We start from the raw sequence: 4,116 nt of genomic DNA on the forward strand, positions 1-4,116 counted from the left end.
GGGGGTCGGGGGGGGGGCCCTCGTGGGTCGGGGGGGTAGGGTGGGGGGGGGGGGCGGTTTGGTGGTATCCGCGGGGGGTGGGGGGGGGGTCGCGGGGGGGGGCGGCCCCCGCGGCGGCACGCAGGCGGGTGGTGAGTTCTTCGAGGCGGGTGCGGGTGGCCGCGATGTTGGCCGTGCTGGTGCCGAGGCGGGCGTCCGAGTCGCGGGACTGCTCGTGCAGGGCGGCTTCCTCGGTGCGCAGGGCCTCCAGGCGGCTGGTCAGGGCGGGGGCGCGTTCAGCGGCTTCGGCCGTGTCGTCGAAGCGGTGGGTGGCGGTGCGGACCGCGGCGGCGAGGGCGACGGGGTCGGCGTCGCCGCCACGCGCGGTCAGCGCCTCGATCTCGCGTTCGATGGCGCTGATGCGTTCGGCGAGGCGATCCCGCGCTGCCTCCGCGACGTGTTCGGCCGCCTGTGCGGCGTCCTCGGCGTCCTTGGACACCGCGTCGTCGGTGGGCTGCGCGGGCTCCGGGTGATCGGCGGACCCGCAGACCGTGCACGGCGCACCCTCGGTGAGCGCGCCCGCGAGTTCGGCGGCCATGCCGGCAAGGCGGCGGGTGCGCAGGTCGAGGACACGCTCCCTGGCGTCGAGGTGGGCGCGCCAGGCCGTGTCGTGTTCACCGCGCGCCGCGTCCAAAGCCGGTCGGCGACGGGCGATCTCGACAGCGGCCGCCGCCGCGTCCTGCCACTTGGCCAGCTCGTTGCGAACCCCGGGCAGCGCGGCGGCCGCGTCGGTGGCCTCGCGGAGCTGTTCCTGAGCAGAACCGATCAGTGCCGGCAGTTCGACCCGCCGCTGCGCCAGCTCCGCCGCACGCCGCGTGAGCTGGGCGGATTCGCTCTCGTGAGCGGCGAGATCGTCAGCGAGCCTGCGTGCGATCACCGCATCCGCGCGCACCTCACCGAGCACACCGAGCAGCGCGTTCCACTGGCTGATCGCCGCCTCGAGATCACCCTGGACGTCCACGCCGCCATCGCCGTTCGGCTCGGCCGGCACGACGGTCAGCAGACCCACACCCGCGATATCGGCCGCCTCCGGTGCACTCAGACGATCGGCCAGATCAGCTGCGGCGCCGCGGGTGGCGGCTTCCGAGCGACGCAGGCCACGGACCGCGGAGCGAGCCTCGTCGATGGCATGGACGACGGGCTCAGCCAGGCGAGCTCGGTCGAGTTCGCGTTCGAGTTCGGCGCGGCGAGCAGCGGAGGCGGTGTAGGCGTCCAGTTCGGAGCGGGCCGCGGCCATGCGGGTGCGCAGCTCGGTGACGCGGCGTTGCTCTTCGGCTTCGGCGCGGGCCTCGGCCGATTCTTTGTGGCGCAGTTCGGCATTCGCGGTCGCCTCGGCGAGGGCGGTACGCGCGGTGGCCAGCAGTTCCTGAGACCACGTCACCGAGTCCTTGATGCCGATCGATTCCGCGCCGCCGTATCCCGCCGCCATGCCGACCTTGGTGATCAGGCGGTCGATGCCCTGCTGGCGCGTGGTGAGTTCGCCTTCGGCCGCGCGTCGCCGATCCGACAACCATTTCTCGGCGGTACCGAAACGTTGGGTATCGAAGAGCTTTTCGAGCAGTTTCTCGCGGTCCTCGTTCTCGGCTCGCAGGAATTTGGCGAAGTCGCCCTGCGGGAGCAGCACCACCTGGAAGAACTGGTCGGCGCTCATGCCGAGCAGACGCAGCACCTCGTCGCCGATATCGGTGATGCGCGAGAGGTTCTCACCGCTGCCGTCGAGCCAGGTGAGCGTGGCCTGGGGTTGCAGCAGCCGGGTTCCGGTGCCGTTCTTCTTCGGGCGCTCGAATTCGGGCGAGCGGGTCAGGCGCAGCAGGCGGCCGCCGAGCGTGGCCTCGAGCACGACACTCGGTGGTGTCTGCGAATCGGCGTGGTCGGAGTGCAGGCGCTTGCTCTCGCCGCGCGCCCCGGGCACCTTGCCGTAGAGGGCGAAGGCGATGGCGTCGAGGATGGTCGTCTTGCCCGCACCCGTATGCCCGTGGAGCAGGAACAGCCCGTCGGCGCCGAGTGCGTCGAAATCGACGACGGTGGTCTCGGCGAACGGTCCGAACGCGGTGAGTTCGAGCCGGTGCAGCCTCACGCGATGACCCCGGCGACGAGCGCCGCCGTGAACCCGGCGCGCGAGCTCACGCAGTCAGCTCCGATGCCACCGGCTCCTGGGCGGATTCGCCTCGGCCCGAGTCGGTTTCGCGAACCGCCGCGGCCAGCGCCCGCTCCACCCATGCCATCTCCCCCTTGCTCGGTGTGCCACGCACGTCGGTCAGGAAGCTCGCCGCGACCTCCGTGTCGCGACGACCGTGCACCCGCTCGCGGTAGTGCAACTCCGGATTACCTTCCGGTCGTGCCCATTCCACGTGCACCGCGTGCGGAAACCGCTCGCGCAGCTTACGCATCGGATCCACCGGACGGGTGATGTCGGTGATCGTGGCGGACACGTAGTGCTCTTCGGCCGCGGCGAATTCGGCGCCGGTGAGCAGGGAATCGATGGTGCCGGTGAGTCTGCTGAGCCCGCGCACCTGCGGTAGCTCGCGGCGGTGCACCGCCGCCAGACCTTTCGCGTCGAGGTCGACGATCCAGACCGCCTTGCGATGGGAGCTCTCCCCGAACGAATACGGCAGCGGGGATCCGCTGTAGCGCACCGACTCCGAGAGCGTCTGCGGCGAATGCAGGTGCCCCAGCGCCACATAGTCGATGCCGTCGAAGGCCGACATCGACACCGTCTCCACACCACCCACCGAGATGGACCGTTCCGAACCCGTCGCCTCGCCGCCGATCACGAACGCGTGCGCCAGCACCACCGTGCGCGTGCCGGACCTGGCGGCGATGTCGGCACGAATCCGGCTCATCGCGGCATCGAGGATCTCCGCGTGCGAGTGCGCCTGTGGCACACCGAGTTCGGTCCGGGTGATCTCCGGTTCCAGATACGGGATGCCGTAGAAGGCCACGTCGCCGTCGTCATCGGACAGCACGATGGGCCGGTGCGCGTCGGCGACCCGCGTACACAGGTGCAGGCCACCGGCCGCGGCGAAGCTCGCGCCCGCACCGAGCCTGGCGGGCGAGTCGTGATTGCCCGAGGTGGCGACGATCGTCGCGCCCGCCGCCCGGATCGCCTCGAATCCACGATTGCAGACCCCGATGGCATCGGCATTGGGGATGGAGCGGTCGTAGATGTCGCCGGGCACCACCACCACGTCGACCGATTCGGCCGCGACCAGCTCCGCGACGGCCGACAGCACCCGTGCCTGATCGGCCAGCAGGTCGACACCGTGAAAGGTGCGCCCGATGTGCCAGTCGGAGGTGTGCAGGATCCGCATGTCGCGAACCGTAGGGCACACCCCCGACAGAATTCAATCGACGCACCACACACGTGTAATTCACCGGCGTGGCGCACGAGGCCGCGCACACACCACCAAGATGTCCGGTGGGAATGCCGCCGCCATGCCCGGTTTGCCCGGGAATTGCGAACTTGTCGGTGGGCTCGGGCAGTATCGCCTCCCATGACCGCTTCGATGCTCGTCGCGCTCGTCTTCGTCTTCGTCGCAGGCTTCGGTCTCGGCTGGCTGGGGCATTCCGCCCGGGGTGGCCAACGCGCCGCCACCGCGGAAGCCCGGCTCGCCGCGGCCGGCGACAATCAACGGTTGCTGCAGCAGTCGCTGCACTCGGCCAACGAGGATGCGGCGCGCAGGCATTCGGCCGCGATCGGCGCGATGGTCGATCCGCTGCGCGACGCGGTCGGCGCGTTGGAACAGCAGATCCGGCAGGTCGAACACCATCGGATCGACGCGTACTCGGGATTGCGCGAGCAGGTCGCGGGCATGCAACGCACCTCGCATCGGCTCTCCGATCAGACCGGCCAGCTGGTCGCCGCGCTGCGGGCGCCGCAGGTGCGCGGCCGGTGGGGTGAGATCCAGCTGGAACGCGTGGTCGAACTCGCCGGCATGACCCGGCACTGCGACTTCGATACCCAGGTATCCCGGCCCGGCGGCGACGATCGGGGTGCGGTCCGGCCCGACATGGTGGTGCGGCTGGCCGGCGGCAGGCACATCGTCGTCGACGCGAAGGTGCCGTTCTCGGCGTATC

The 4,116-nt window shown here is 70.7% G+C and carries 3 protein-coding genes; 1 reads left to right on the top strand and 2 read right to left on the bottom strand.

Annotated features, from left to right (window positions below):
* Positions 1-2,116, bottom strand: a 2,116-nt coding sequence (locus ACFWF3_RS26690; protein ID WP_379316097.1) for an AAA family ATPase, incomplete at its 3' end; no start/stop codon positions are given.
* A gap of 46 nt (positions 2,117-2,162) precedes the next feature.
* Complete coding sequence (locus ACFWF3_RS26695; RefSeq protein ID WP_379316099.1) at positions 2,163-3,350, bottom strand: exonuclease SbcCD subunit D; 1,188 nt, start codon at positions 3,348-3,350, stop codon at positions 2,163-2,165.
* 183 nt (positions 3,351-3,533) lie between these two features.
* On the opposite strand from ACFWF3_RS26695, the gene ACFWF3_RS26700 reads away from it, so the two are divergent.
* A partial coding sequence (locus ACFWF3_RS26700; protein WP_379316101.1) for a DNA recombination protein RmuC occupies positions 3,534-4,116 on the top strand: 583 nt, incomplete at its 3' end.

Origin of the sequence: Nocardia sp. NPDC060220 (assembly GCF_042727815.1) — a bacterium.
Classification (GTDB): domain Bacteria; phylum Actinomycetota; class Actinomycetes; order Mycobacteriales; family Mycobacteriaceae; genus Nocardia.

Coding starts and splice junctions, on each gene's coding strand:
- ACFWF3_RS26695 (WP_379316099.1), bottom strand. CDS start 3,350: ATGCGGATCCTGCACACCTCCGACTGGCACATCGGGCGCACCTTTCAC.